Genomic DNA, 26860 nt, shown 5'->3' on the forward strand with positions numbered 1-26860 from the left:
GGAGGGCAGGGTGTTGGTTTTTGTGCAGAGGATTTTTTCGCGAAGCTGCTAGCGTACGCTGGGCCGGGGGAGCGCCTCCTTGGCACACCCCTTGCTCTCCCCACGCCATACCTAAACCCAAGGAAGCTTTTCTGTATGCCTAGACCTGGCCCGCGCAACGCCCTCACTGATATTCCCGGCCTGGAGGTTGGCCACGCCACAGACCTGTACGCCGACACCGGCGTCACGGTGATCCGCCCGGATGGTTTTTGGGCTGCCAGTATCGACATTCGAGGTGGAGGCCCAGGTGGTCGCGAAACCGCGGCGCTGGAGCCGGAGAACATGGTGGGTCAGCTGCACGCCTTGGTGTTTGCCGGTGGCTCGGTGTTTGGCCTGGGGGCGGCGGATGCGGTGGCGGCGAAGTTGTCCCAGGACCAGGTGGGGTTGCATTTGAAGCCGGGTGCGCCGGCGATTCCTATCGTGCCGGCGGCGGTGTTGCATGATTTGGCGAATGGCGGGGACAAGGATTGGGGCCTGGAGCCACCTTACCGACGGCTGGGGTTTGAGGCGCTGGCCAATGCCGGTCCGGAGTTTGAGCTGGGCTCTGTCGGGGCCGGGCGTGGGGCGATGGCCGGGGTGTTGAAAGGTGGGCTGGGGACAGCGTCCCTGGATTTGGGCGATGGGTTGGTGGTTGCCGCGTTGGTGGTGGCTAATCCGATTGGTTCGGTCTACATGCCGGATGGGGAGACGTTCTGGGCGTGGCCCTGGGAGGTGGCGGGGGAGTTTGGTGGGGCGCGGCCGGTGACGGAGATGGATTGCAGTGATCCGATGCCGGAGTTGTCGCGGCTGGATTCCATGGGGCGCCTGCAAGCGGGGGCCAATACCACGCTGGTAGTGGTCGCGAGTACGGCGCGGTTGACGGTGGCGGAGTGCAAGCGGGTGGCGATCATGGCGCAGGACGGGATTGCCCGGGCGGTGCGGCCGGCGCATTTGCCGTTTGATGGGGATACGGTGTTTGCTCTGGCCTCTGGGGCGGTGGAGGTGGCGGATGGGCCTCGGCGGCAGGTGGATATTGGGCGGATTGGGTCGGCGGCGGCTGATTGTGTGGCTCGGTCGATTGCTCGGGGGGTGTTTGCTGCGCGGGGTTAGGGGGGGGGGGTATATCCGTTATTTGGGTAACGGCCACCTATGGTTCCGCTCTTACAGCGGCTCACTTTGGAAAAGCCGGAATGCCGGCCCAGCCCAAAGTAAGCAAAGGGCTCTGCCCCGCCTGTCGGCACCTCGCCTAGGCTCGGTGTTCCCTCACTCCGGCACCGCGAAGCGGGCCGCCGCGACGGGCCATCCATGGCCCGGCGCGGCTAAACCGGCGTCCTGCCGGTTTACCCGCTCCGCAATACCTGCGTTCGGCCTCGGGCTTATTGGGGCAGTCAGATCAAGATCAAAAGCAAAAGCAAAAGCACAGCGGCCTCCCGGCCGGCTTGAGTGTTAAAAGCCAGATCAAAAGCCAGAGCGAAAGCAAAGCTGCTTTTCTGTGGGAGCGGGCTTGCTCGCGAAAAACCTGCGAGCGCCGCGTTCATCCAGAATGCCCGCGTCATCGTTAACGACCTTCGCGAGCAAGCCCGCTCCCACATTTGGACCGTGCCCGCTTTAGCTTTTGATTTACAACACTCAAGCCGGCCGGGAGGCCGCTGTGCTGTTGATCTGCTTTTGATCTTGATCTTAGGAGCCCCGTCAAACAACGCTGGCCGAAGCGAGGTGTCGAGTGGTGGGGCAAGAGCGGAACCGATACAAGTCATCACCTAAATAGCGGATATCCCTCCAATCCGCGCCCGCGCCCGCAGCGCCTCCCCAGGCAACCCCAAAGCCTCATACACCACCACCAAAGCCCGATTCGTCGGCACATCCAGCCCGTCATACCGCCGGCGCAATTCCAGCGTCTGCTGCGCCCCGAGCCAATCCCCAACCCGCAACCGCGCATCCAGCTCCACCTGCGCAAACAAATCCCGCTGCGCATGACTCCCGCCAATCTCATTCAGCCGCGGCAACGCTATCCCCAGCTGTTCCAACGCCCGCCGGCCATCCCCCCGGGCATGCGCCAACAACCCCTCAGCCAACGGCAACGTCACTTCTCGCCAAACCGGCCGCGCCTCCACACTGTGCCTGCGCAAAGCCGCCAACAACTGATCCGCTTCAGGCTTGCCCGCCCGGGCCAACCCATACAGATACTGCACACTCAAAAACGGCTGTACCGCATCCCCAACCCGACGCTGCAGGTAGGGCGCCAACGCCTGCCACCGCGCACCCACATCAATCCCGGCCAGCTCCAGCCGCGCCAGCAATGACACCGCGCCCACCTGATCCTGGGAGTATTCCGGCAAGATCCCCCATACATGCCGGTCATAAATCTCCAGCACCCGCTGATCCTCCCCGCGCCCCAGATAAAACAACGCGAGATGCCACCAGTTATGGGTGTACATGAACGAGTTCAGCCCGTCCCAGTGCTGCTTCACGCCCTCCAGAAACCCGATGCCTTCCTCGGTGCGCCCCTGGGTCAGCATCACATGGGCCAATGCGTGATGGGCCCATGGCTCGGACGCCTGCAACCGCAAGGCCTCAAGCGCACTGGCCTCGGCTTCCTCCAGCAAATGACACTGCTCATACGCAAACGCCAGTAACCCATGACTGTGGGCGATATCCGGCGCGCCGGCGGTGGCTTTCAAACCGATCCGCAGCAGCGCCGGCCAGTTGCCCCGGTTGAATTCCAGATACTGGTTGAGCTTGGCCGCAAGCAGGTCCCGCGGATAAAGATCCAGTAGATGCTCACTGAGGCGCAGCACGTCATCCAGCTCGTCGTTGATCCAGGCTTGCAGTACTTGCAGATATACGAGCGCCCGGGGATGTCGGGAATTCACCGCCGCCGCCCGCTGGCGGTACTTCTCGGCCAGCACAGGGCCCTCGGGCGACTCGATAAACATCAGCAGCAGGCCGGCAAATCCGTTGGCCAATGCTGAGTCGGGGTCGGCATCGGCGACCGCGAGGATGCCCTCGGCACGGGGCTGGTAGCCGAGGAAGCCGCCGACGAAATCATCCAGGCCCTGACGGGTGGCGGGGTTGAGGGTGTCGATGGGGTTACCCAGATAATCCAGTGACATGCGCTTCAAACTCATGGGTTCAGATAGCGGTTAGACGGGCAAACCTTGTGCCAGTGATGGGGCCCTCAAACTTCAAACCTTACCGTAGCAGCTGCCGAGCCTTGGCGAGGCTGCGTTGGCGGAGTACCTGACACACCGCAGACGCAGCCTCGCCAAGGCTCGGCAGCTGCTACGCACAACCATTTCTCAAGAGGGCGGGCTGTTGCTTTTTCCACACTCGTCCCGGCCACTGTGGTTTTTTCATCACTGCGGTGGCCCCTGACCGCCGCAAACCCAAGGCCATCGCCCCATGGCACAGCCCTTGCTAAATCCCTGACAAAACCTTAGTCAAGGAGTCTCCATGCGCCCTTTATCTTTTCGCCGTGTCCTTTCATACCTGGGACTTGGCGCCGTGCTGCTGGCCGGCACCGCTCAGGCGCAACCCCATGACGGCGGTGTGCTGAACCTGGTGGCCCAACCCGAACCGCCGTCGCTGATGCACGGCGTGGTCAGCCACGTGTCCACCCAGTACGTCAGCGGCAAGATCCTCCAGGGCCTGCTGACCTTCGACACCGACCTGAAACCCAAACCGGTATTGGCCAAGGCCTGGACCGTTTCCCCCGATGGCCTGACCTACACCTTCGATTTGCAGGACAACGTGCGCTGGCATGACGGCCACGCCTTCACCGCCGATGACGTGTTGTTCAGCTTCCAGACCTTCTACCCCGAAGTGGACAAGCGCCTGGGCGGGGTCTTCACCGAATACGTCGACAGCATCACCGCCAAGGGCCCGCTGCAGGTGGTGTTCCAGCTCAAGAAACCCTTCGCGCCGTTGCTCTCGGCCCTGGGCAGCGGGCTGCGGCCTGTGGTACCCAAGCACCTCTACGAGAACACTGACTTTCGCAACAACCCCTATAACCTCAAGCCTGTCGGCACCGGCCCGTTTGTGTTCGTGGAGTGGAAACGCGGCGCCTATATCAAGCTGGCAAAGAACCCCGACTACTGGAAAAAGGGCCTGCCACACCTGGATGCGATCATCTTCCACGTGATCCCGGACGGCTCGTCCCGCGCTGCGGCGTTCGAGCGCAACGACGTGCAGGTGCTGCGCAGCGGTGATGCCGACTATTCCGACCTCAAGCGCCTGACCGCCTTGCCGGATGTGCAGTCGTCGGAAAAAGGCTGGGAGCTGTATTCCGGCCTGGCCTTCCTGCAGATCAATACGCGCAAGCCACCGCTGAACAACCCCAAGGTGCGCCAGGCGATCCTGTATGCGCTGAACCGCCAGTTCATCGTCGACAACATCTTCTTCGGTTCGGGCAAGGTTGCCCCCGGCCAGTTCGTGTCCACCTCGCCGTACCATGACCCGCAATTGCCGCAGTACACCTATGACGTGAAAAAAGCCAAGGCGCTGATTGCCGAGTCCGGCGTGGACGTGGGCGCCGTGCGGATTCGCCTGCTCAACGGCGAGAAGGGCGGCGCCTGGGAGCGCCTGGCCGAATACACCAAGCAAGCCCTGCAACCGCTGGGCTTCAAGGTACAAGTGGTGACGTCCGACGCCGCCACCTGGTTCCAGCGCGTCAGCGATTGGGACTTCGACCTGACCTACAACTTCATCTTCCAGATCGGCGACCCGTACCTGACCAACGCCTACCTGTACCGCTCCGACTACATCCTCAAGACTTCGCCGTTTGCCAACGTCAGCGGCTACAACAGCCCCGAGGCCGATGCCCTGTGGACCCAGGTCGCCAACACCCCGGAAGGCCCGGAACGTACCAGGCTCTATAGCCAGTTGGAAAACGTGCTGAACACCGACCTGCCGATCGCGCCGATCTTCGAAATGCGCTACCCGACGCTGTTCCACAAAGAGGTGAAGAACCTGCTGCAAACCGCCACCAGCCTTAACGAAGACTACGAAAGCGTCTACCTCGACGCGCCTGCACCATGAACGGGTTGCTGTATTTCAGCGGTCGCCTGCTCAAGGCACTGTTGATGATTGTGGCGGTGCTGGTGCTGGGCTTTTTGCTGATCCGCCTGGCGCCGGGTGATCCGGCGCTGCTGTTGGCCGGCGAGGCAGGGGTGGACGATGTGCAGTTCATCGAACACCTGCGCCAGACCATGGGCCTGGACAAGCCGTTGCTTACGCAGTTGCTTATCTACCTGGGCAATATCGCCCATCTGGACCTGGGTTATTCCTACCGCAACCAGACCCCGGTGTGGTCGCTGATTGCCGAGCGTTTGCCGGCGACCTTGGCCCTGATGGGCTCGGCATTTTTGCTCTCGTCGGTGCTTGGCGTCACCCTGGGGACGTTGGCCGCCCGGGCCCGGCAGAAGCGTCACTGGCTGGATGGCGTGATCTCCCATGGCGCATTGCTGCTGTATGCGATGCCGCCATTCTGGCTGGCGATGCTGCTGATCCTGTTGTTCTCCGTCAGCCTCGATTGGTTGCCGGCGTTTGGTATGGAAACGGTGGCACAGGACTTTTCCCTGCTCGACCGGCTCAAGCACCTGCTGCTGCCGTGCGTGTCGTTGAGCGTGCTGTTCCTGGCCTTGTATATCCACCTGACCCGCGCCGCCGTGCTCGACGCCCTTGGCCAGGAATACGTGCGCACCGCCCACGCCAAGGGCCTGCACCCGCGGCGGATTTTGTACGTGCATGTGTTGCGCAATGCGCTGTTGCCGGTGGTCACCTTTGCCGGTTTGCAACTGGGCCAGTTGGCCAGCGGCGCGTTGCTGGTGGAGGTGGTGTATTCCTGGCCGGGGATTGGTCGCTTGATGTACGACTCGCTGGCCCAGCGTGACTACGGCGTGTTGATGGGCGGTTTCCTGGTGATCTCGATTCTGGTGGTGGGCTTTAACGTGTTGACCGATGTGATCTGTCGTTTTCTCGACCCGCGTATCGGTGCAGGAGTGCAAGGCTGATGCTGGTTTTCCGACGTTTTGTGCGCCAGCCTGCGGCATTGATCGGTGCGCTGTTTTTGCTGCTGCTGACGCTGTTGGCGATCGCCGCCCCCTGGCTGACCAGCAGCTCGCCATGGGAGATGAATAGCCAGCCGATGCTTGCGCCATTTCACGACCCGGCCCATTGGCTGGGCAGCGACCTGCTCGGTCGCGACCTTGCCAGTGGCTTGCTGTACGGCGCGCGGGTGTCCCTGGCCGTGGGTGCGCTGGCCAGCCTGGCGACCCTGGTGGTGGGCCTGCTGGTCGGCGCGGTCGCCGGCTATTTCGGTGGCTGGCTCGACAGTGTGCTGATGCGCATTGCCGAGTTCTTCCAGATCATTCCGCAACTGGTACTGGCGGTAATCCTGGTGGCGATCCTCGAGCCGTCCCTGTTCTCCATCGTGCTGGCCATCGCACTTGTAGCGTGGCCGGCGGTGGCGCGGTTGGTGCGCAGTGAGTTCCTGACCCTGCGCCAGCGCGAATTCGTGCAGGCCGCGCGGGTGCTGGGGCAGTCGCCGCTGGGGATCATCGTCCAGCAGATCCTGCCCAACGCCCTGGCGCCGTTGCTGGTGACCATGACCTTTGTCATGGCCACGGCGATCCTCACCGAAGCGGCCCTGGCGTTTCTCGGCTTGAGCGACCCGGAAGCCATGAGCTGGGGCTACATGATCAATGCCTCCCGTGGCTTGCTGCGGGACGCCTGGTGGATGAGCTTTCTGCCGGGATTGGCGATTGTGCTGTGCGTGCTGGCGGTCAATCGAGTCGGCGAAGGTTTGCGTGTGGCCTTTGAGCCCGGGAGGTCGCTGTGACGTTGTTGAGTGTTGAACATTTGCGTATCGCCTTGCCGGCCGGTGCGGACCGCAGCCATGCGCTGTATGACCTGTCGCTGCAACTGAACCGTGGCGAATGCTTGTGTGTGGTGGGTGAATCCGGTTCCGGCAAGTCAATGCTGGCCAAGGCTTTGCTGCGCCAGTTGCCGGACTCGCTGAAGGTGGAAAGCGGGCGTCTGGTGTTTCGCGACGAAGACCTGGCCGACCGCAGCGAGGAGGCCATGCGTCAACTGCGCGGGCGGGATATCAGCATGGTATTCCAGGAGCCCATGAGCGCCCTCAACCCACTGTTGCGGGTGGGCGAACAGATCGATGAAACCCTGCGCGCCCATGGCATGGCAGCGGCACGGGTGCGGCGTCAGCGGGTGGTGGATTTGCTCGGTTATGTCGGCTTGCCCGACCCTGAGCGCTTGCGACTGGCGTATCCGTTTGAACTGTCCGGTGGGCAGCGTCAGCGGGTGGTGATCGCCATGGCCCTGGCGTTTGATCCGGCGCTGTTGATTGCCGATGAGCCGACCTCGGCGCTGGACGTGACCACCCAGGCGCAGATTCTCGACCTGCTGCGCAAGATCCAGCAGGACAAGGGCATGGCGCTGTTGTTTATCACCCACGACTTTGCCGTGGTCGAAGCGATTGCCGACCGGGTGCTGGTGCTGGAAAAGGGCCGGGTGGTGGAGCAGGGCACGGCCCCGGCGGTGTTGCGTGTGCCCCGGGAAGATTACACCCGGCAGTTGTTGGCGGCGGTGTCGGCGCAACCGCTGGTGCCGCGTACGCAGGTGGCTGGCCCTGTGGTGCTGAAGGCCGAAGCGCTGGGCAAGGTGTTCAGCAGCCGCAGCGGTTGGTGGGGGCGGCGTACGACTCAGGCGTTGGATGCGGTTCAGCTGCAATTGCGTGAAGGCGAGACGTTGGGGATTGTGGGGGAGTCGGGGTCGGGCAAGTCGACCCTGGGTCGGTGCCTGGTGCGTTTGCTGCGTGCTGACAGCGGGCGGATTGAGTGGTTGGGGCAGGAGGTCGCGGGGCTGTCTGAAGGGCGGCTGCGAGCGTTGCGCAGTGATGTGCAGATGATTTTCCAGGATCCGTTTGCGTCGCTCAATCCGCGGCAGACAGTGGGGCAGATTGTTATGACTGGGCCTTTGGTGCAGGGGGTTTCCAAGGCGGATGCCGAGCGGCGGGCCTATGAGTTGCTGGGGTTGGTGGGGTTGCCGGCAGCGGCGTTTGAGCGGTTTCCTCATGAGTTTTCCGGGGGGCAACGGCAGCGCATCGGCATCGCCCGGGCGTTGGCGGTGGAGCCTAAGGTGTTGATCGCTGATGAGTGTGTGTCGGCGCTTGATGCGCTGATCCAGGTGCAGATTCTGGAGTTGCTGGAGTCGCTGCAGCGGCGGTTCAGGTTGAGCATTGTGTTTATTACTCATGACTTGCGGGTGGCTGCGCGGCTGTGCGACCGGATTGCGGTGATGCGTCAGGGGCGGGTGGTGGAGCAGGGGGAGACGGCGGCGCTGTTTGCTGATGCGCGGCATCCGTATACGCGGGAGTTGTTGATGGCTGAGGCGATCTGACTTGGGTTGTTGGGGTTGGGGGCATATCCGTTATTCAGGTAACGGCCACCTATGGTTTCGCTCTCACAGCGAGTCACGTTGCAACAGCGGCAAAGGCGACCTGAGTGTTAGAGCAGAAGCAGAGCCGCTTTATGTGGGAGCGGGCTTGCTCGCGAAGAACCTGAGAGCGCCGCGTAGAATCAGGATGTTCGCGTTATCGTTAACGACCTTCGCGAGCAAGCCCGCTCCCACATTTGGATCGTGTCCGCCTTTGATTTTGCTGTTGCTTCACCACACTCAACCCTTTCACTTATTGAGAAACCTCCATGCCGACCTCTTTCACCGAACTGCCAGTGATCCAGGGCCAACAACTGGAAATCCGCCCCAACCGTCACCTGAGCATCACTCATCACGCGGGCACCACCCAACCCGACACGGTAGTGTTCTTCTGCCACGGCGCCGGCGGCAACAAAGACCAGTGGCGCCACCAATGGCAATCCCTGAAAACCCAAGGCTACAGCCTGGTCGCCTGGGACCTGCTCGGCCACGGCGCCAGCGCAAAAAACCGCAGCCCCGAGGCCTACGCCTGGCCCGAACTGGTCGCCGACTACCTGGAAATCCTCAAGCGCTACGGCGGCTCCCGCAACCTCATCATCGCCCACTCCTTCGGCACTGGCCTGACCCTGAGCGCGTTGCTGGCCAAACCCGCTGTTCCCATCGAAGCCGTATTACTGCTGGGCACCCGACTCCACAGCATCAGCCGGAGCGGCGGCCTGATGCGTCTACCTGCATGGATCCTGGAGTGGCTGCGCCCATTGCTGGCCAAAGGTTTCCGCCAGGCCGCCTGGAACGCCAAGGCCGACCCCGCATTGGTCGCCTACGAAGAAAAACTCACCGAGCGCAACCCGCTGTACATGTTCAAGGCCCTGATGAAAAACGTCCAATGGCCAGACGCCAACGCACTGCTCACCCTGACCTTGCCCGTGAGTGTGCTGGCCGGCGACAGCGACGGCCTGACCCCAGCCAGCGGCGGCGAAGCACTCGCCCGGCATTTGCCCAATGCCGAGTATCAGTTGCTGCCCGAATGCGGCCACCAACTCATGCTGGAAAAACCCGATGAGGTATTGGCCGCATTTCAGCGCCTGCTGTCAGCTCAGCGGGGCGGTAGCTTCCAGCGCTCCCGGTAGAGGTCATATTGCGCCGCCGGCAGTTGCACCAGCACCGGGTTTTCTCGCGGGTCCAGCCAGGCAAACAACGCTTGGATATTTACCGGCTCCATCGCCGTACAGCCCAATGTCCCCGCTCTGACGCTGCGCCAGATATGCAGGAAAATACACGAGCCGCCGTTGGCCAAAGCCGGTGTGTTGTGTTCGATAAAAATCCCCTGGCGGTACAGCTGATCCTTGCGCAGCATCCGCTCGGAGCTGGTCCAGTCCTTGTTCACCGCCGAGCTGTCCACCAGGGTGTTGTAGTGGCTGGACTGGCTGTCATCCACGCATTCGCGAGTGGCCGCACTGGCGGTATAGGGCAACCGGGTATCGGCGGTGGGGGCGTAGCCAAAGGCGCTGCCGAGTTTGAAGATACCGGCCGGGGCCTTGCCATCGCCTTCATGCTTGAGGGGCTGCTGGTCGGGGGTGGGCGTCGTAAGGCCGGTGCCCCACGCCATGCCGTTTTTACCGACCACGATGGCAAAGGGTTCGCCGACTTTCTGAAAGCCTTGCCCATGCCGCTCATAGCGTTGTGCGGTGCCCTGGAGGGCGTTCCAGTCCGGGGTGGTGACCACGATCAGTTGCCGGCTGTCGTCGGGGATTTGCGCGAGTGCCACGTTTGAAAGCAGCGTCAGCAGCGCCGCGCAGGTTTTGATGAGCGTGTTCAACGTCGTTCAGTCCTTGAAAAGAGGGAAACCTCAAACGCTAGTTTTTGCCCCGGGCTTTATCAAGCTGAAGCTGTGTTGTGATGTTACCGCAGCGGTTCGATAGGGAAGTCCATCGGCTCGGCTCGCACCGGGTTTCGGCTATAGGTGAAGTGCCACCATTCGCCGGCATAACCGGCAAAGCCTTCCTTGGCCATCGCAGCGCTCAGCCGTTGGCGATTCTGGCGTGCCGCCTGGCTGATGTGGGGGCTGTTGGTATGGGCCATTTCGTCGAAGCAATCAAAACCGGTGCCCATGTCCAGGCCGCCATCCGGCAGGCGTCGTCCGTACCCGGCCGCGCAATCCACCGCCGCGGTGTCGGCGCTCCAGGCCTGGGCTGGCCGTGCATCGGGGCCGGTCAGGGTCACGTCGACTGCCGCGCCCCGGGAGTGGTTGGAAACCTTGGCCACGTAGCCCAGGCGCCAGAAATCCTGCTTGTTCACCCGGGGATAGAACTCGGCCTTGGCCGGATCCCCCGGCAGGCTGGCGAAGCGGCCCATGTTTGCGACGGCACGGCTGGGACGATAGCAGTCGAATATCTTCAAGCCGTAACCCTGCCTGGCCAACTCGGCCTGGACCCGTACCAGTGCCTTTGCCGCGTCGGCAGACAGCACGCATTCGGCGGCGTTGTAGCCGTCCAGCGGCGCTCCGGTGAAGTTGTGGGGGCTGGCGTAGCGAATGTCCTGGGCGATGCTCGGGTCGAGGCTTCGCAGGTAAACCATGTTGGCTGGCATTGGCGTGTCTGCCGCTGCCGGCGCGGCGAGCACCAGGAGGCTAAGGGCGGCAACTGCGGGGAAAGAGTAGGGCATGGGCGGCCGGGCTCGGGCGGTGGCTTAAGCGCGCCACACTAGCAATGCCCGGCCCATGCCGCCAGTGCTACGGCGCGGCGTTGGGCACAAACGCCACGCTGCCAGCGTCACGCTTGTGGAACAACCGTTCGCCGTTGTCCGGCTGGGTCGTGATGACCTGATGATCGTTGCCCAGATAGGCCAGCGGCGTCGGGTCATCCTTGGTGTACTGCGTGATAATAATCGTGCGCTTGGGATCAAAGGGGCGGCCGCTGGTTTTTTCCAGCCAGGCCATGAACGCTGCACTGTCGCCCTGGCGCGGAAAATCCTGGGTTTCGGCCACGTAGTAGAACGGCGCGCCGTGATTTTGCAGGTACATCGGCACCTTGTTATCGACTTCCACCATCACCATCTGCCACTCGTTCCATGGCGCGCTTTTCACCGCCTGCGCTTGAACGTCATCGGCAAAACGGGTCACGCCACCGTTGCCATTGGTCCACGGATACACCACCCCGAGCACCAGCAGCATCACCCCGGCGGCGATGCCGAAGCCGCGGTACCAGCCTCGGCCGACCGTGCCGTTGCGGGCGATACGCTCACTGACCCACCACGCCGCCAGCAATTGCGCGAACGGCACCAGCGGCAGCACGTAGTAACTGCGTCGGCTGCCACTGGCAGTAAAGAACACAAACAACAGGCCCAGGCCCCAGACCAGCCAGCGGGTGTTGGGCGGGGTGTCGCGCCAATGCCGCACGGCGAGCCACAGGCCGAGGACCCAGCACGGGGCCCATGGCAGGGTGTAGGCCGGGAGGTAGATCAGGTAAGTGTAGATCGGCCCCATATGGTCGAACGGGTCGAAGAAGCGCACCACGTTTTCCCGGAACACCAGTTCCAGGCCGCTTTCACCGTAGGTCGGTGCGCCGTAGAGATGGGACAGTACAAACGGAATCCCATAGAACGCCCCGGCGATAACCACGGCCAACACCAGCCGCAGGTTGAGATGACGCTTGTAGCGCTGTTCGCTGAGCAAGTGCGGCAACAGCACCAGGCCCGGCAGTACAAAACCGATCAACCCCTTGAACAGCGATGTCGCGGCCAGCAACAGGAAGAACACCGTGTAGCGTCCCAGGCGCGTGTCGTCCGGCCCGCGCCAATACCACCAGACGGCCGCCAGCACGCCGCACACGGTCAGCACGTCCGCTGTGGCCACCCGGGCCCAGAAGATGAAGTAGAAGGTGGTCGCGAGCATCCAGCCGGCAATCAGGCCGGTGCCTTTGCGGAACAGCTGCTCGCCGATCAGGTAGACCAGCCAGATGCTCAGCCACGCCGAGATCACTGATGACAAGCGCAACGACCACGGCCCCAGGCCGCCCATCAGGTTGGCAAACCCGGTGATCAGCCAATACGACGGCAAGGGTTTGTCGTAGTAAGGGGTGCCCTTGAGGTACGGGTCGAAGTAGTCGCCGCTTTGCAGCATCTGCAGGGTGATGTTCGCCCAGCGGGTTTCCGGGCCCCACAGGTCGCGGGCGCCCAGGCCCAGCAGCAGGATCACGGCGGACACGCCTAGGAGCAACAGCAGGGCGCCGCGTTCGGTTTTCCAGAAGGTCATGGAGCGGTTCCGATGTGGGATGAGTATTTAATGGGTCACCCCACATTAGTGCCGCTGTGTTACGGCAATGGCGGGTAGATGATGATCTCCAGGTCACCCTTGTAATAACGCTTGCCCCCCAGTGGCAGCTGACCGGCTTCGCGCATTTCGCTGGTGCTCCTGACCCGCATCAGCACGCCCACCGGGCCTTGCTGGCGCGCCTGCTTGAGCCAGGCTTGAACGCTGTCGAGATCCACCTTGCGGTGCATCGAGTCGGCGTATTGCAGGCCGTAGCGCAGTTCGCCTTCGGTGTTGTAGAGCGTCACTTCGGGCCGGCGCAGGCGCCATGCCAGGGCCGACGCCGATTCCAGTTCGTTACTCAGCAGCGCATGGGTCTGTTGCAGCTCGTCCAGGTGCTGGAGCACGAACTGGTCAGGCATCTGGTTATCTTCGACCACCGCCGGCATGCCGGCGGGCAACAGCGCCACCAGCAGGCCAATGCCCAAGGCCGGCATCGCCCACAGCGCCAGCGGGCGGGACGCTTGCAGCAGGTTGGCGAGCATCCAGCCCATCAGCACGATGAACGTCAGGGACAGGTTGAACATCTCGCTGTGGCTGTTGCCGTACAACGGCCGGTCGATTTGCAGGTAAATCAGCGTCACCATCGCGGCGAGGCCGATGCCCAGGTTGAGCAGGCCATTGACGCGCAGCGTGCGGGTGCGGGCGTTGGCCAGCAGGTCGATCAAGGCATGGCCCATCAGCAGCGCCAGCGGCAGCAGGCACGGCATGATGTAGGTCGGCAACTTGCCGTTGCTCAGGCTGAAAAAGCCCAGGGGCAGCAGCATCCACAGCGCGAGGAAGACGATGGCCGGTTGGCCTTTGTCCTTCCAGGCCTTGCACAGCGTTGCTGGCAGCAGCGCTGCCCACGGCAGGCACGACACCACCATCAGCGGCAGGTAGAACCACCACGGCCGGGCATGTTGGGCGTTGTCGGAGGCAAACCGGCGGATATGTTCGTGCCAGAAAAAGAAGCGCCAGAAGTCCGGCTCCTGCAGGTGGACCGTGAGCGCCCAGGGCAGGCACACCACGACCGCCACCAGAATCGCCAGCGGGCCGTAGCGCAGCAGTTCGCCCAGGCGACGCTGCCAGAGCATGTAAGGCAGGGCGATCAGTACCGGCAGCAGCCACGCGAGGAAGCCCTTGGTCATGAAGCCCATGCCGCAGGCCACACCCAATAAAGTCCAACTGGCGAGGCGGGTACGGGGGTTGGCACTGTCGAGGGCAAACCACAGGGCCACGAGGCTCAGGTTGACCCAGAAGGTGAATTGCGGATCCAGGTTGGAGTAACCGGCCTGCCCGGCGACGAGGCCGAAACTCATATACAGCAGTGCGCAGGCAAAACTCTTGCGCGGGTCGTTCCACAGCCGGCGGGCGATCAGGTAGGCGAGCATGACGCTCAGGCCCGTGGTCAGGGCGGAGGCGATGCGTACACCGAACAGGTTTTCACCGAATATCGCCTGGCCCAGCGCGATCAGCCAGTAGCCGGCGGCGGGTTTTTCGAAATAGCGCACGCCCATGAAGTGCGGTGCTACCCAGTTGCCGCTCATGATCATTTCCTGGCTGATCTGGGCGTAGCGGGTTTCGTCAGGAATCCATAGGCCATGCAGGCCCAGTGGCAGCAGATAGAACATCACGAATGCCAGTAGCAATACGGGCAATGGTTTAAGGCGGGTCATGAATATTGCACTCTCAAGCGGTATTGACGGTAGATCAGCGCGAGCGCTGGATCAGCCATGCGCGAGGGGTGGAGCGTGGTCCTGGTCGGGTAAAAATGCAGCACAGAACGTTATTCCTTAAACAGTCTGTAAGTGGGAACGGAGTTGAATGTCTGTGTGCCCCAGTCAAGCTCGTTAAACATTTAGCGTCCAATGAGTCATCGAACGTCATCACTATGTTGTTAATGTGTGAAAAGTTAGTTAGCTAAGGTTTTCTTCAAAAAAAGGCCAATTAAAACTGCAAAAGATGCCACGGTGTGGCTGTCTTTTTGCTGAACGAACTTGAATGATTAAATGTAAAAAACTGTTCTAAATTTGTTTAAGGGCGGCGGCCCAGTCCTTGCTGTTCATAATACCCAGTGCCTTGAACTTGCCATTGGGCAGAAGCTTTACAAACAACGCACTGCCGTACTCGGCATGGGCTGCGTGTGAGTAGCCCAGTGCTTCCTCGAAGTCGCTGATGCAGGCGCTGTGGGTGACCACCAGCAGGTTGCGATCCGCGTGTTTGTGCGGACGCAGTTCCTCGCCGATGGCAGGGCCGCAGATGGCCAGCGGGCCGGGTGACAATTCGGCCTTGCCGAACATGAACAGCGAGGTCTGCGCGGTGCGGGTGGTAGGGCTGCTCAGTACGTCGGTGTTTTCCATGCCCAGTGTCTGAAAGGCTCTGCCCACCGCGCTGGCCGACAATGAGCCGAGTGTGGTCAAGCCGTCTGCCGGCCCCAGGCAGGGGTTGTTGGAACGGTCACAGCGTTCTTCATGACGTACCAGCACCACCAGGTCACCGTTGCGCCAGGCTTCCAGGGCGCCGGAGGTGAGCAGGCGATGACCCACGCCCAAGTCCAGGGGCGATCTTGGCCACCAGATAAATGCTGTTATAGCGAGGCTGACCATCACAGTACCGGCCACGCCAAGCCAGAGCTTGTTCAGCTGTTTTACAAATGCCCAGCGCGAGCGAGACTTGCTCAGAGTCAGGTCAACCACACTATTCACCATAGGTAACTTCCAGGCGTAATCCAGTAACCGGCAGCGGCAAGTTAGACAGGGCACCAAGTGAACGGCGCTTATGCAGGAATGTGCAAAAGCGTGTCATAGGGGCGCTGTCTTTTTGCTGAACATACCGATATAAAAATTTATTCACTTGCACTAACGGGCGTTTGAAAACAACCGGCCTGTTATCTGCTCGTGGGCGGCAATTTAAAGTTCGGCAAGTGGCAACCGAGTGAAATCAATGTGAAAAATTTGCAGCGGGTCATGGGCGCTCCTTTTGCCCACGGTTGTGACATAAAAATGTGACAACCGTTATTCTCGTCCTCAATCCAGAGGCAAGTGGGGAAGGGTGATGCTGCAGGTACAAGGGGTGTTTAAAAGCTATGGCACGCCGCAGGGGCCTTTGGCCGTGCTGGCGGGTGTCGACCTTTACCTGGGGGAGCGCAGCAGCCTGGCGTTGATGGGGGAGTCCGGCAGCGGCAAAAGCACGCTGCTGCATCTGGTGGCCGGGCTCGACCAGGTCGACCGTGGCAGCATCGAGGTCGGCGGTCAGCGCCTGGACCAGATGAGCGAAGCGCAGTTGGCTCACTGGCGCCGCACCGAGATCGGCCTGGTGTTCCAGCAGTTCAACCTGATCGGCAGCTTGCGGGTGGAAGACAACCTGGCATTCCAGGCGCGCCTGGCCGGGCGCCTTGATCCGGCATGGCAAGCACAGTTGGTGGAACGGCTGGGTCTGGGAGATTTGCTCAAGCGTTATCCCGAACAACTGTCCGGCGGCCAGCAGCAACGGGTGGCGGTAGGGCGAGCCCTGGCGTCGCGGCCTGGCTTGTTACTGGCAGACGAACCCACCGGCAACCTCGACGAAGCCACCAGCGACGAAGTGCTGCAACTGCTGCTGGACCTGCTGCGGGACAGCCCTACCAGTTTGTTGATGGTCACCCACAGTCCGCGCATCGCGGCGCGCCTGGACCAGCAGGTGGTACTGCACCGCGGCCAGGTACTCGCCGCGGATGCCCGCTGAAATGCGTGTCTTCTATTGGACACTCCGCGCGTTGCTCAGCCATTGGCGTCGTCACCCGGTGCAGTTTTTCAGCGTGCTCACCGGTCTGTGGCTGGCCACCGCGCTGTTGACTGGCGTGCAAGCCCTCAACAGCCAGGCGCGGGACAGCTACGCCCGCGCCAGCCAACTGATCGGCGGCGAACCCCAGGCCAGTCTCGGTGCGCCGGACGGTGCCAGTTTTCCCCAGGCGCTATTTGCCGAGTTGCGTCGCGCGGGTTGGCCGGTGTCGCCGGTGGTACAGGGCCGGGTGACGCTCAAGGGCCATGAAGACCAGCGCCTGCAAGTGATGGGCATCGACCCGGTGTCGTTGCCTGGCGGTGGCGCGGTGGCCGGGCAGACCCTGGACCGGGCGCAGATGGTCGCGTTCTTCAACCCGCCGGGACGTACCTGGATTGCACCGCAGACCTTGCAGGCGCTGGGCCTGAAAGAAGGTGACCAGCCGCTGACGATCGCCGGGCTGGCGCTGCCGCCCCTGCATGTACAACCGGACATGGCGCCAGGACTGTTACTGACTGACATTGGCTTCGCCCAACCACTGCTGGACATGCCTCAACGCTTGTCGCGGCTGTTGCTCGACAAGGCCTTCGCTGCCGCGCATCCCGCCTTGCCACCTGAATTGGGCGCGCAACTGCAGCTCAAGCAGGCCGAGGAAAACAACCTCGCGCGCCTCACTGAAAGCTTCCACCTGAACCTCGATGCACTGGGCTTTTTGTCCTTTGTGGTGGGGCTGTTTATCGTGCATGCCGCCATCGGCCTGGCCCTGGAACAACGGCGCGGCCTGCTGCGAACGTTGCGTGCGTGTGGGGTCAGCGCGCGGATGCTGATCCTCAGCCTGGCGGTCGAACTGGGTGGCATGGCCGTGCTTGGTGGCCTGGTGGGCGTGGCCAGCGGGTACTTGCTGGCCAGCCTGTTGCTGCCGGACGTGGCCGCCAGCTTGCGCGGCTTGTACGGCGCCGAAGTGCCCGGCCAACTGAGCCTTAGCCCGCTGTGGTGGCTCAGTGGCCTGGGCCTGGGTTTGCTGGGTGCGTTGCTCGCCGGGGCCAGCAGTTTGTGGCGGGCGGCGCGTTTGCCGTTGTTGGCGCTGGCCAATGCTCAGGCCTGGCATCAGGCCCATGGGCGCTGGCTGCGGCGTCAGGGCTGGGTGGCAGGCGCTGCCTTGCTGATCGCAATCCTGGCCCTGGTGTTTGGCGATAGCCTGGCCAGCGGTTTTGTCTTGATGGCGGCCTTGTTGCTGGGCGCGGCGCTGGGCTTGCCGGTGGTGCTCAATGGCGTGCTCAAAACGGTGCTGGGGCGCAGCCGTTCGGTGTTGGGGCAGTGGTTTCTCGCCGATTGCCGCCAGCAGTTGCCGGCCCTGAGCCTGGCGCTGATGGCCTTGCTGCTGGCGTTGGCCGCCAATATCGGCGCGGGCTCGATGACCTCGGGCTTTCGCCACACCTTCAACAACTGGCTGGAACAACGCCTGACCGCCGAGCTGTACCTCAACCCGCAAAACCCGGCCCAGGCCGACGCGCTGCAAACCTGGCTGGTGCAACAGCCACTGGTGCAGGCGGTACTGCCCACCTGGCAGGTTGCGGTGCAACTGCAAGGTTGGCCAGCGGACCTGTTCGGCGTGGTCGACGACCCTACTTATCGCCAGCATTGGCCGTTGCTGGAAGCGGCGACGGACCCATGGGACCAGTTGCTGCAGGACGACACCCTGATGCTCAGCGAGCAAATGGCGCGAAGGCTCAAGGTGCAGCTGGGCGATGTCATCAGTATCCCCACGCCTGAAGGTCCATGGTCGCCCAAGGTGGTGGGGATTTACGCCGATTACGGCAACCCCAAGGGCCATTTGCTGGTGAACTCGCGGCACCTGTTGCAGCACTGGCCTGGATTATCACCGGCACGTTTCAACCTGCGAGTGTTGCCGGGTAACGTGCCAACGCTGGTGCGTGATGTGCAGAATCGGTTTGCCCTGGAAGACAGCCGCATCGTCGACCAGCAGCAGCTCAAGGGCTGGTCGAGCCAGGTCTTCGAACGGACTTTTGCCGCCACCGCCGCCCTCAACAGCCTGACCCTGGGAGTCGCCGGGGTGGCGTTGTTCATCAGCCTGCTGACCCAGAGCCAAAGCCGCCTCGGCCAGTTGGCGCCGTTGTGGACGCTGGGCGTGACGCGCCGCCAATTGATGCTGCTCAACCTCGGCCAAACCTGGCTGCTGGCCGTGCTGACCCTGGTGCTGGCGCTGCCTTTGGGCTTGCTGCTGGCGTGGTGCCTGGATGTGGTGATCAACGTCCAGGCCTTCGGCTGGCGGTTGCCGTTGCAGGTATTCCCGTGGCAACTGGCGCAACTGCTGGGGCTGGCGATGTTCGCCACCTTGCTGGCGTCGGCCTGGCCGCTGTGGCAGTTGTACCGCAGCCGCCCGGCGGATTTGCTGAGGACCTTTGCCAATGAAGATTAAGTGCCTGCTATGGGCGACGTTCCTACTGCTGGGCGCCTGCGACAAAGCGCCTGCGCCTGAAGAAAGCTTCGCCGGGCTGGGCAGCCAGGCGGCGGACTTTGCCCAGGTGGTGCCCGGTAAAGTCTTCAGCTTTCCCGAGGACCACGGCCCCCATGACGGCTATCGCATCGAATGGTGGTACCTCACCGCCAACCTCAAGGATGCCGAGGGCAATGCCTACGGCGTGCAATGGACACTGTTTCGCAACGCCCTCAAGGCCGGGCCGACGCTCCCGGGCTGGCACGACTCGACGATCTGGCTCGGCCACGCCGCCGTCACCTCGGCCACCCGCCATTACGCCGCCGAACGCTATGCCCGGGGCGGCGTGGGCCAGGCGGGCGCCCAGGCAGCGCCGTTCAATGCCTGGATCGATGACTGGAATTTCGCCACCCGCCCCGGTGCAACCAGCCCCCTGGCGGACATGCAGTTGAAGGCTGCCGGCGAGCATTTCAACTACGACCTGCACCTGACCTCCAGCCGCCCGCTGGTGCTCCAGGGCGATAACGGCTACAGCCGCAAGTCCGACCAGGGCCAGGCGTCGTACTACTACAGCCAGCCGTTTTTTCAGGCGGATGGACGCGTGACCATCGATGGAAAATCTTACCAAGTCACCGGCACCGCCTGGCTCGATCGCGAATGGAGCAGCCAGCCCCTGACCGCCAGCCAGACTGGCTGGGACTGGTTCTCCCTGCACCTGGACAGCGGCGAGCAGCTGATGCTGTTTCGGGTGCGGCAGACAGACGGACCGTCCTACCTGACCGGCACCTGGATCGACAAAGAGGGCCACACACAGACCCTGCACAACCAGGATATTCAACTGACGCCGCTGGGCACGACCGCGATCGATGGGCGCAGTATTCCCACCCAGTGGTCATTGAAAATCCCGGGCAAACATCTGGATATCAGTACGGAAGCGGTCAACCCAAAAGCCTGGATGAACCTGAGCATTCCTTACTGGGAAGGGCCGGTGAAATTTCACGGTGGGGTGGGGTACCTGGAGATGACGGGGTATTGAGTCCGATGCTTTTTGTAGGCCTTGATTACCTGCCAGGTAGGTGATTTCCCAAATGTAATTTCAGCCGTCCCAGGCTTGTGTCCGGGCTGTGTCAGCCTGCTTATATTCCTGCGCCATCTTCATTACATCAGGGATGTAAGTGATGGCGCAGGGATACATCAATGACCGCACCACGGACTACCTCAGTTTGAAGTCCCGGCTATTGGCTGGGTCCAGCCGGAATCTCAACTGCGAGGCGCGGCGCGATTTGGCACGAGCCTGAAAACCAATAAATCGCTGAAGAAAGTGCTGGGTATTTCCACCAAGAGTTATCTGCACAAGAGTGAAATCGTGGGCTACACGCAGCGGGTTCGCAGCATTGCCGAGACGTCGAGGTTTTTGGGCAAGGGGACGTATGTGGGGTTGGCGTTGGATGTGGGTGTGGCGGGGTTGGAGATCAAGGAAGCATGCATGGCGGGGCGGGGGGCGATGTGTAGGCGGGCGAAGTATGTGGAGGGTGGGAAGTTGGTGGGTGGGGTGGGTGGGGCCGCGGGTGGAGGGGTATTGGGCGCAAAGGTGGCGCGTGGTTTGTGTAAATTAGTTTTGGGTATCGCTACCAAAGGAAAAGGTGAACTCGCTTGCGGGATTATTGGCGGTGCTGCGGGAGGGTATACCGGTGGAACCGTGGGAGGAGCGTTAGGAGAAATGGCCGGCGACTTATTCTATGAGGGCGAGGGCGCATGACTATTTCGTTGTACGGATTTAGCGTGATTTTATTGGGGGGATGGCCATTTATTTTTTTGGGTTTGAAGCTATTCGTCGAGTACAGAAAACTGGATGAACTGGAAAGCTACTTCATCGATAACGTTTTGGTCCGTGACAACAAACGGTTTTGGGGCAGAAACAAACTGATCGACAGATACAAGCGTTTGAGTCTGATTGTCGACTTTCTTTCACTGCCCAAGCTGCACATCAGAAGAGGAGACGTGACGGCGGCAGAGCTGGCGTCTGTTCCTCTGTCTCTCAAGCGCTGGGTGCTGTGGCCGTATCGTTTTGGAATGGTTGGATTTGTAGGTTCAGCGCTTTGGTACGTCTGGATGAAATGGTAGTTTTTTAAGAAAATACTGTACATGCGTACAGCATTATCCTACAGTCCATCCCAGGTGACCGGATGTCACCGGTTACCTGAGCTTCAATTTTTTAACTATGGATGGATAAAAAATGAAATCTAAAAAAGCCTTTGTATTGGGCGCGGCCATGATGGCTGCCAGCTTCGTTTCGGCCTTTGCCCTGGCCGAGCAATACCCTTCGACCGTCAGCCCACAGGCGGTCACGCCTGCATCGGGCTTCGACCTCAAGCCCGGCGGTACCCTTCAAGCCCAGCCGCTTTCCGAAGAACTCGCGAAGAAATTCAAGGACGCCCTGGCTGCGGGTACAACCCCGGTGCTCAAACCGGCCACCAGCAAAGCCGGCATCACTGAAACCGTGGTCAGCGAACCGAAGAAGCCCAGCCAGGGCAAGCTGAAAGCGGCCGCCGCCGATTTCGTTCCGCTGTTCCCGACCCTGGACATCAACACCCTCTACACCATCAGTGAAGTGCAGACCGGCCAGGAATTTCCCTACCACTTCAACCTGCCCCACAGCGCTCGCGTACTGGTGCAGTTGATCGGCCAGAGTGCGGGCGCCGATATGTCGTTGAGCCTGTTCCGGGATGACGGCCAAGGTGGCGATCCGGTGCTGCTGGCGACTTCCGATAACCCAGGCAATGCCGACGAATACATCAGCGGCATCCTGCCGGCGGGTGATTACTACTGGTACATGGTGGCGAACACGGCGAATAACGCGCAGTTCAGTTTTGGCGTAGCCGCAGACACCAACGTGGACGCCTATGAACCCAACGACACCGCGCAGACTGCCTTTGTGCTGCCGGATGCGCTGAACCAGGTGGTCGGTAACCTCGACAACGCCAATGATGTTGACTACTTCGACTTCAAGTCGGTGCGTGGCCAGAATGTCGCCCTGGCCCTGAAAGAGGACCGCGAAGGCACGCGTAACCAGTGGATCCTCGATCGTTTCGACGGCAGCAACTGGGTTGCCGTCCCGGCCGGTACCAGCGTGAGCCTGTCGGGCGCAGCGGGCTTTACCGCCAAGGTGCGGGTGCGAGCCAACACCGCAGTGACGCAGGACCCAACTGCGCACTACAAGTTGACGCTGGGTTCCTTCCCACGTCTGAACAGCAACAGTGTGACCGGTGACAACATCGTCAGGATTCCGTTCTCGATGTCTTCGACCGCCACTCAGACCGCACGCCTGTTGAACTGGAGCACCCAGTGGTCGGATACCACTGGCGTACCATTGCCGGGCATCACCCCGGTGCTGCGGGTCGACAAGCGTTTCTATGACATCAACTATCACTGGGTTGATTACAAGGCCACGACCAACAGCGCCGGCGCATCTTCCGCGACAGCCACGCTGGGTACTTGCAACGGTGACTACCGCGCCATCTTCAACGACAGCAGCACCGGCGTGTCCTACAAGTGGGACACCACCTTCAACGAAGGCGGCTGGCGCATCGAGCTGGATGAGTTCCCCGGTGTTGGCGTAGGCGGCAGTAACGTGCAGTACGTCAGCCTGGGCCACATCTGCACCCAGACCATCGTTCACTGATGAGGTTGTTCAAGTAAGGCAAGGGGCAGTCCGCAAGGGCTGCCCCTTTTTGCGTTATTGCGCCAATGCCTGCTTGAGTGGCAAGCGTGCCATGCCTGTGTTGGTCAGCGAGCCCAGGTACAGCCAGTCGCCATACTCGCGGGCGGTGGTGATGGGCGAGTAATTACCGCTGCTGCCGTCCTGCAGGTTGGCGATCACCTTGCCGTTCACATCCAGCCCCAGCACAAAGGCCTTACGCTCGATGGGCTTGGGCACCACGATCAAAGCCCGCACCATGATCTTGCGCATCAGCGGGTAGCCGGCAAAACCGTCGAGCAACGGGTTGCGTGGTGAATACAAGGCCACCCAGAAACGGTCCTGGCCGTTGAAGCTGAGGTTGTCTGGCAGGCCCGGCAAGTTGTCGATAAACAGGTCGTGGACGCCAGCCTTGTCACCCTTGAGCCAGTAGCGACTGATGCGGTAGGCGCCGGTTTCGTTGACCAGCACATACTCTTCGTTGGGCCCCAGGGCCACGCCATTGGCGAACTGCAACTGGTCCAGCAGCACATCGGTGTGGCCGTTGCTGAAGTCATAACGCAGCAACCGGCCATCGCCGCCGTGCTCGATCACCGCCTCGCCGTCTTCCCCGTAACCCCAGCGGCTGGACGCATCGCTGAAGTAGGCATAACGCCCGGCAGCGTCAATGGTGACGTCGTCGGTAAAGCCAAACGGCAGGCCGGCAGCGCTGGTGGCGAGGGTCGTGAGGTTGTGCTGGCTGTCGAGGGCAAGCAGGCCCTTGATTCCGTCGGCGATGATCAGGCGCCCGTCAGGGTGCAGGGCCAGGCCCAGCGGGCGGCCATGGGTGTTGGTGAGTTCTTCGAGGATATGGCTTTCGGGCGCGGTGCGGATGATGCGCCCGTCATGCAGTCCGGTGATGAGAAAACCTTTGGCATCCAGCAACAGAGCTTCTGGCCCGGCAATGTCCTGGGCGCCGGTTTTTTTTACAGCCTTGAGGCGTTGGTTTTCGGCGTAGGGCCCGTCCTTCATGGACGGCGCCTTTGGCGGCGACCAGTTGACCGGTTGAACCCTGGTGGGCATCAGCAGCAGGAAGGCGACGATGGCGATCAGGATCAGCAGGGCGACGTGATGAACTTTCCTTGGGCGGGCGCTCATGACGACTCCTGGTTGTCGGTGTGGATGGGTTCCCAATGCAGGGTGCCGAACAGGTAGTCCATCAGCGGCAGGACGATATTGAAGTTGCGTCCTTGCATGAGTTCGCGGCGGTGATGCAGGGCGTGCAGGTGGTGCATCTGGCGGATCCATGGCAGGCGGGCCACGGGGTGGTCGGGGGGCAGGTGTTCGCAGGCGTGGAAGAATTCATAGAGCAGGTAGCCGAGGATCATGCAGCCGGCGAACAGGCCGGCGACGTTGGGGTTGAGGTGTTTGAGCAGCCACCAGGCGGGCAGGGTGATGACCAGGCTGTGGAGCAGGATGAGCCAGGCGGGGAACAGGATGACGCGCCAGTCTCGCGGGCTGTCGTAGGTCATGTGGCCTGGGGTGAAGAAGCTGTGGTGGTCGCCGGTATGGCGGGCGTAGAACAGGCGGGCGAAGGGGTGTTTGTGGTGGCCCAGGTGGCGGTGGACGAGGTAGATGCACAGGTTGAAGAAGATCAGGGTGAGGGGGATGGTCAGCCATTCCAGGAGGTGGATTTGTTGGGTGGTGGACCAGAACAGGGTGATGCAGAGCAGGCCGTAGCCGAGGACGAAACCGGCGTGGAGCCATGGGTTGTAGTGGGGGGTGATGCTTGCGCGGTAGGCGGCGCGGAAGGCCTCGGTGGGGTGGGTCATTGGGGGGCGCTCGGTGTTGTTTTTGTTGGGGGGTGAGCTTAGTTGGGATTGGGGGGATTGCTTGGCTTCGCGGGCGGGGGGGCCTGTGATTCGTGTGTACATATCCGTTTCTTCGGTAACGGCGGCTTATGGTTCCGCTCTTACAGCGGGTCACTTTTGGCAAACGCCCCAAAAGTAACCAAAAGGTCTTTGCCCCACCACTCGGTGCCTCGCCTAGGCTCGGCATGCCCGCACTCCGGCCCGATTCCGCGGGCCGCCGCGACGGGCCATCCATGGCCCGGCGCGGCTAAATCGGCTTCCCTGCCGATTTACCCGCTCCACCGTGCCTACTTGCGGCCATCGTGGTTGACGGGGCCCGCAGATCAAAATCAAAAGCAAGAGCACAGCGGCCTCCCGGCCGGCTTGAGTGTTGAAGAGCAAAAGCAAAAAACAGAGCGAAAGCAGAGCTGCTTTTCTGTGGGAGCGGGCTTGCTCGCGAAAAACCTGAGAGCGCCGCGTTCATCCAGAATGCCCACGTCATCGTTAACGACCTTCGCGAGCAAGCCCGCTCCCACATTTTTGACCGTGCCCGCTTTAGATTTTGATTTTGCTTTTCAACACTCAAGCCGGCCGGGAGGCCGCTGTGCTCTGCTTTTGATCTGCTTTTGATCTTGATCTTAGGCGCCCCGTTAAACCACGCTGGCCGAACGCAGGCTTTGGAGCGTGGGTAACCTGGCAGGACGCCAGGTTAGCCGTCCTGGGCCAGGGATGGCCCATGACGGCGGCCCACGGTCCAAAGCCGGAGTGAGGGCACACCGAGCCTAGGCGAGGTGCCGAGTGGTGGGGCAAGAGCGTTTTGCTTACTTTTGCGCTCTTCAAAAGTGAGCCGCTGTAAGAGCGGAACCAATATCAGCCATCACCCAAATAACGGATATACACCCCAACCCAGCCTACACCTGCGACAGCAACAACCCCTCAAACTCAACCTGAACCCGCGCCTGATCACAATGCGCCACATTAAACCGCATAAAATCCCGCAACCCCGGCTCATACCCAAACAACGCCCCCGGAGCCAACACCATCCCGCATTTCAACCCGGCCTCAGCCAGCCGCTCACCGTTAACCCCCGCCGGCAACCGCGCCCAGATAAACATCCCCCCCTCAAACCCCATCGGCAACTCACACCCACAACGCCGCAGCCACTGTTCAACCCGCCCCCCAGCCTCCAGCAGCCGCTGAACCATGCGCTTGCGATGCCTGGCATACCCGCCCTCACTCAACAGCCGATACACAATCTGCTCAAACAACTCCGACGTAATCCCGCCGCTCATCAACTTCATATTGGTCAGATTCGCCGCCAACTGCGGCGCCGCCACCACATAACTGACCCGCGCATTCGCCGTCAGCACCTTCGAAAACCCCGACAGATACGTCACCTGCTCCAACCCCGCCAACGTCGCCAAACGCGGCGGCGGGTTAGGGTGCAGATCCCCGTAAAGATCATCCTCAACAATATGGCAGCGATACTCCCGAGCCAGCTGCAACAACCGAAACGCCTGGCTCGGACTAAACGAATGCCCAGTCGGGTTATGCAACACACTGGTGGTCAGATACAGACTGGGACGATGCTCCGCCAGCAACTGCTCCAACGCGCCAAAATCAAACCCGTCAGGCCGGCGCGCAATCGTCACCACCTTGACCCCATGCAACGCCAGGTTCGCGTGGAAGTTGAAGTAACACGGCGCATCCAGCAACACCGTGTCCCCGGGCCGCGCCAGCAGGCGCATGAGCATGTCCAGGCCTTGCACGGTGTTGGGCGTGGTGATGATCTGCTCCACCAACACCGACAACCCTTCACCGTGCAGTTTCTGTTGCAACGCCTGGCGCAACGGCAGCAGGCCCGCCGGGGTGCCCAGCCCGGCGATGCGCAGCGTGGGAGCACGCACGGCGCTGCGCATTGCCTGGCGCAACACGTCGGAATCCAGCCAGTCTTCCGGCAGGTGGCCGCCGCCGGGGCGCAGGTCGCCGTGTGCCATGGCCAGGGGGCGGCGCAGTACGCTGAGCAGGTCCTGGGGCAGCAAGTCGACCCAGGTGCTGGACGACGGCTGCGCCAGGCTGCTGGCGACAAAGTGCCCGCGGCCCTGGCTGGAGGTCAGCAGGTGACGCCCGCGCAGGCGATCCAGTGCTTCATTTACGGTGAACTTTCCGACGCCCAGCAAGGCCCCCAACTCTCGCACCGACGGCAGTTTGCTGCCGGCCGCCAGCTCGCCTTGCTCAATCGCATGGGCCAGGGCATCGACAATCTGCTGCACCTTCGGCGCTCGGTCATGAAAGTGAATCGCAGGAATGGGCATCACACTGTCCTTAAGTTTGCCGCCAACTTTACCGGTAAAGTC

General features: G+C 61.9%; 20 protein-coding genes and 1 pseudogene. 12 read left to right on the top strand and 9 right to left on the bottom strand.

All coding sequences use genetic code 11. The annotated features are described in order from the left end of the window. Positions 1-135: 135 nt before the first annotated feature. Complete coding sequence (locus ACUN0G_RS10500) at positions 136-1128, top strand: P1 family peptidase (protein WP_445573310.1); 993 nt, start codon at positions 136-138, stop codon at positions 1126-1128. A gap of 650 nt (positions 1129-1778) precedes the next feature. On the opposite strand, the gene ACUN0G_RS10505 is transcribed toward ACUN0G_RS10500, so the two are convergent. Next, positions 1779-3131, bottom strand: coding sequence for a tetratricopeptide repeat protein (locus ACUN0G_RS10505; protein WP_445573311.1), 1353 nt, complete (start codon positions 3129-3131; stop codon positions 1779-1781). Between the two features lie 340 nt (positions 3132-3471). Here ACUN0G_RS10505 and ACUN0G_RS10510 point away from each other — a divergent pair, with 340 nt between their 5' ends. The 5 genes from ACUN0G_RS10510 to ACUN0G_RS10530 all read left to right on the top strand — a co-directional run bounded on the left by ACUN0G_RS10510 (position 3472) and on the right by ACUN0G_RS10530 (position 9599). Next, positions 3472-5055, top strand: a complete 1584-nt coding sequence (locus ACUN0G_RS10510; protein ID WP_445573312.1) for an ABC transporter substrate-binding protein — start codon at positions 3472-3474, stop codon at positions 5053-5055. Beyond that, positions 5052-6029 (top strand): ABC transporter permease, encoded by a 978-nt coding sequence (locus ACUN0G_RS10515; protein WP_076015720.1) that lies wholly within the window; start codon positions 5052-5054, stop codon positions 6027-6029. The genes ACUN0G_RS10510 and ACUN0G_RS10515 overlap by 4 nt, the downstream gene beginning before the upstream one ends. Continuing rightward, on the top strand, positions 6029-6856 hold the full coding sequence (locus ACUN0G_RS10520) for an ABC transporter permease (RefSeq protein WP_421525619.1): 828 nt from the start codon (positions 6029-6031) through the stop codon (positions 6854-6856). The genes ACUN0G_RS10515 and ACUN0G_RS10520 overlap by 1 nt, the downstream gene beginning before the upstream one ends. Next, positions 6853-8433, top strand: coding sequence for a dipeptide ABC transporter ATP-binding protein (locus ACUN0G_RS10525; protein ID WP_445573313.1), 1581 nt, complete (start codon positions 6853-6855; stop codon positions 8431-8433). The genes ACUN0G_RS10520 and ACUN0G_RS10525 overlap by 4 nt, the downstream gene beginning before the upstream one ends. Positions 8434-8738: 305 nt before the next feature. Further along, on the top strand, positions 8739-9599 hold the full coding sequence (locus ACUN0G_RS10530; RefSeq protein WP_421525621.1) for an alpha/beta fold hydrolase: 861 nt from the start codon (positions 8739-8741) through the stop codon (positions 9597-9599). Here ACUN0G_RS10530 and ACUN0G_RS10535 read toward each other — a convergent pair. From ACUN0G_RS10535 to ACUN0G_RS10555, 5 genes are all read right to left on the bottom strand, one after another. Then, on the bottom strand, positions 9566-10288 hold the full coding sequence (locus ACUN0G_RS10535) for a L,D-transpeptidase family protein (protein ID WP_445573314.1): 723 nt from the start codon (positions 10286-10288) through the stop codon (positions 9566-9568). The two genes, ACUN0G_RS10530 and ACUN0G_RS10535, sit on opposite strands and share 34 nt — an antisense overlap. 83 nt (positions 10289-10371) lie before the next feature. Beyond that, complete coding sequence (locus tag ACUN0G_RS10540; RefSeq protein ID WP_445573315.1) at positions 10372-11133, bottom strand: M15 family metallopeptidase; 762 nt, start codon at positions 11131-11133, stop codon at positions 10372-10374. A 67-nt stretch (positions 11134-11200) separates the two neighbouring features. Next, positions 11201-12721, bottom strand: a complete 1521-nt coding sequence (locus tag ACUN0G_RS10545) for an ArnT family glycosyltransferase (protein WP_445573316.1) — start codon at positions 12719-12721, stop codon at positions 11201-11203. Positions 12722-12780: 59 nt separating this feature from the next. Then, positions 12781-14436: a lipid IV(A) 4-amino-4-deoxy-L-arabinosyltransferase gene (gene arnT, locus ACUN0G_RS10550; RefSeq protein ID WP_421525625.1), complete on the bottom strand. Its 1656-nt coding sequence runs from the start codon at positions 14434-14436 to the stop codon at positions 12781-12783. 348 nt (positions 14437-14784) lie between these two features. Further along, the gene (locus tag ACUN0G_RS10555) at positions 14785-15468 is read right to left on the bottom strand and encodes a lipopolysaccharide core heptose(II)-phosphate phosphatase PmrG (protein WP_258344862.1); all 684 of its coding nucleotides are present in this window, start codon (positions 15466-15468) and stop codon (positions 14785-14787) included. A 346-nt stretch (positions 15469-15814) separates the two neighbouring features. Here ACUN0G_RS10555 and ACUN0G_RS10560 point away from each other — a divergent pair, with 346 nt between their 5' ends. The 6 genes and pseudogenes from ACUN0G_RS10560 (at position 15815) to ACUN0G_RS10585 (ending at position 22659) form a co-directional block, all read left to right on the top strand. Beyond that, entirely contained in the window at positions 15815-16483 is a 669-nt protein-coding gene (locus ACUN0G_RS10560; protein ID WP_445573317.1) for an ABC transporter ATP-binding protein, read from the top strand. A gap of 1 nt (position 16484) precedes the next feature. After that, a complete protein-coding gene (locus ACUN0G_RS10565; protein ID WP_445573318.1) occupies positions 16485-18959 on the top strand; it encodes an FtsX-like permease family protein in 2475 nt (824 codons plus the stop codon). Further along, complete coding sequence (locus tag ACUN0G_RS10570; RefSeq protein WP_445573319.1) at positions 18949-20013, top strand: lipocalin-like domain-containing protein; 1065 nt, start codon at positions 18949-18951, stop codon at positions 20011-20013. The genes ACUN0G_RS10565 and ACUN0G_RS10570 overlap by 11 nt, the downstream gene beginning before the upstream one ends. 219 nt (positions 20014-20232) lie before the next feature. After that, a pseudogene (locus ACUN0G_RS10575) lies at positions 20233-20736 on the top strand (hypothetical protein); the annotation flags it as partial. After that, positions 20733-21101: a hypothetical protein gene (locus tag ACUN0G_RS10580; RefSeq protein ID WP_258344866.1), complete on the top strand. Its 369-nt coding sequence runs from the start codon at positions 20733-20735 to the stop codon at positions 21099-21101. The pseudogene ACUN0G_RS10575 and the gene ACUN0G_RS10580, both read left to right, overlap by 4 nt. Positions 21102-21213: 112 nt before the next feature. After that, complete coding sequence (locus tag ACUN0G_RS10585) at positions 21214-22659, top strand: hypothetical protein (protein ID WP_421525631.1); 1446 nt, start codon at positions 21214-21216, stop codon at positions 22657-22659. Positions 22660-22713: 54 nt separating this feature from the next. Here the strand turns inward: ACUN0G_RS10585 and ACUN0G_RS10590 are convergent, their stop codons facing one another. The 3 genes from ACUN0G_RS10590 to ACUN0G_RS10600 all read right to left on the bottom strand — a co-directional run bounded on the left by ACUN0G_RS10590 (position 22714) and on the right by ACUN0G_RS10600 (position 26818). Continuing rightward, positions 22714-23811 carry an SMP-30/gluconolactonase/LRE family protein gene (locus ACUN0G_RS10590; RefSeq protein ID WP_445573320.1) on the bottom strand — a complete coding sequence of 366 codons (1098 nt, stop codon included), beginning with the start codon at positions 23809-23811 and terminating at the stop codon, positions 22714-22716. Next, positions 23808-24485, bottom strand: coding sequence for a sterol desaturase family protein (locus ACUN0G_RS10595; protein ID WP_421525633.1), 678 nt, complete (start codon positions 24483-24485; stop codon positions 23808-23810). The genes ACUN0G_RS10590 and ACUN0G_RS10595 overlap by 4 nt, the downstream gene beginning before the upstream one ends. A gap of 929 nt (positions 24486-25414) precedes the next feature. Beyond that, positions 25415-26818, bottom strand: a complete 1404-nt coding sequence (locus tag ACUN0G_RS10600; RefSeq protein ID WP_445573321.1) for an aminotransferase-like domain-containing protein — start codon at positions 26816-26818, stop codon at positions 25415-25417. Between the last annotated feature and the right edge of the window lie 42 nt (positions 26819-26860).

It is taken from the genome of Pseudomonas sp. 32A, assembly GCF_052682255.1.

Bases quoted from the DNA above. Each gene is read 5' to 3' on its own strand.
- ACUN0G_RS10500 (WP_445573310.1), top strand. From the start codon at position 136: ATGCCTAGACCTGGCCCGCGCAACGCCCTCACTGATATTCCCGGCCTG.
- ACUN0G_RS10505 (WP_445573311.1), bottom strand. From the start codon at position 3,131: ATGTCACTGGATTATCTGGGTAACCCCATCGACACCCTCAACCCCGCC.
- ACUN0G_RS10510 (WP_445573312.1), top strand. From the start codon at position 3,472: ATGCGCCCTTTATCTTTTCGCCGTGTCCTTTCATACCTGGGACTTGGC.
- ACUN0G_RS10515 (WP_076015720.1), top strand. From the start codon at position 5,052: ATGAACGGGTTGCTGTATTTCAGCGGTCGCCTGCTCAAGGCACTGTTG.
- ACUN0G_RS10520 (WP_421525619.1), top strand. From the start codon at position 6,029: ATGCTGGTTTTCCGACGTTTTGTGCGCCAGCCTGCGGCATTGATCGGT.
- ACUN0G_RS10530 (WP_421525621.1), top strand. From the start codon at position 8,739: ATGCCGACCTCTTTCACCGAACTGCCAGTGATCCAGGGCCAACAACTG.
- ACUN0G_RS10540 (WP_445573315.1), bottom strand. From the start codon at position 11,133: ATGCCCTACTCTTTCCCCGCAGTTGCCGCCCTTAGCCTCCTGGTGCTC.
- ACUN0G_RS10545 (WP_445573316.1), bottom strand. From the start codon at position 12,721: ATGACCTTCTGGAAAACCGAACGCGGCGCCCTGCTGTTGCTCCTAGGC.
- arnT (WP_421525625.1), bottom strand. From the start codon at position 14,436: ATGACCCGCCTTAAACCATTGCCCGTATTGCTACTGGCATTCGTGATG.
- ACUN0G_RS10555 (WP_258344862.1), bottom strand. From the start codon at position 15,468: ATGGTGAATAGTGTGGTTGACCTGACTCTGAGCAAGTCTCGCTCGCGC.
- ACUN0G_RS10560 (WP_445573317.1), top strand. From the start codon at position 15,815: ATGCTGCAGGTACAAGGGGTGTTTAAAAGCTATGGCACGCCGCAGGGG.
- ACUN0G_RS10565 (WP_445573318.1), top strand. From the start codon at position 16,485: ATGCGTGTCTTCTATTGGACACTCCGCGCGTTGCTCAGCCATTGGCGT.
- ACUN0G_RS10570 (WP_445573319.1), top strand. From the start codon at position 18,949: ATGAAGATTAAGTGCCTGCTATGGGCGACGTTCCTACTGCTGGGCGCC.
- ACUN0G_RS10580 (WP_258344866.1), top strand. From the start codon at position 20,733: ATGACTATTTCGTTGTACGGATTTAGCGTGATTTTATTGGGGGGATGG.
- ACUN0G_RS10585 (WP_421525631.1), top strand. From the start codon at position 21,214: ATGAAATCTAAAAAAGCCTTTGTATTGGGCGCGGCCATGATGGCTGCC.
- ACUN0G_RS10590 (WP_445573320.1), bottom strand. From the start codon at position 23,811: ATGAGCGCCCGCCCAAGGAAAGTTCATCACGTCGCCCTGCTGATCCTG.
- ACUN0G_RS10595 (WP_421525633.1), bottom strand. From the start codon at position 24,485: ATGACCCACCCCACCGAGGCCTTCCGCGCCGCCTACCGCGCAAGCATC.
- ACUN0G_RS10600 (WP_445573321.1), bottom strand. From the start codon at position 26,818: ATGCCCATTCCTGCGATTCACTTTCATGACCGAGCGCCGAAGGTGCAG.